Genomic DNA, 717 nt, shown 5'->3' on the forward strand with positions numbered 1-717 from the left:
CAGGGCGGCCGTGGCGAGCAGCGCGCCCGCGACCGCCGTCGCGGCGATCATCCGGCCGCCGCGCCGCGCCCTGCCCGTGTGCTGTGAGGATGGGTGAGGATTCATGGGATCAGCATGATCGTTCACTCGGCGCGGGGTTAGTCCGCTGTGTCACCGGCCGCGCATGACACGGGTCATACGCGGCGGATGACACCCGGCACGGCGGCTCAGGTCCGCGCGCCGCGCTCGTACCGGGCGCGCAGGCGGTCCTTCGCGGCGTCGGCCGCGCCGAGCCGCTCCAGGCCGTTCAGCGCGGCGCCGACGATGGGCGGGACGTCGGCGACGATCACCTTCGCCCGCGGCGCCCGGGCCGCGAACATGCCGTCCAGCAGCGTCGTCAGCAGCGGGTCGCGCGCCCGCAGGACGCCGCCGCCGAGCACCACCTCCGTCGGCGTGTCCAGCAGCCCGAGGCGGCGCAGGCAGACCTCCGCCATCACCGTCACCTCTTCGGCCAGCCGCTCCACCAGCACCGCCGCCACCGCGTCCCCGGCGGTGGCCGCCGCGAAGACGCCGGGGGCCAGCTCGTGCAGCCTGCTGAGCGCCATCTCGCCGAAGTGGATCCCCAGCACGAGTTCCTCGACCGTGCGCACGCCGAAGTGCTCCCGCACCAGGGCCGCCAGCGCCGTGCCGGGGCCGCGGCCGTCCTCGGCGCGGGCCGCGTGCCACAGCGCCTCCTCC

Annotated in this window: 1 pseudogene; it reads right to left on the reverse strand. The window is 76.2% G+C overall.

The annotated features are described in order from the left end of the window. Positions 1 to 206 precede the first annotated feature (206 nt). Positions 207 to 717: pseudogene (locus DQW85_RS21890) on the reverse strand (ATPase); the annotation flags it as partial.

Origin of the sequence: Nonomuraea lactucae (assembly GCF_003313395.1) — a bacterium.
In the GTDB taxonomy this organism is placed as follows: domain Bacteria; phylum Actinomycetota; class Actinomycetes; order Streptosporangiales; family Streptosporangiaceae; genus Nonomuraea; species Nonomuraea lactucae.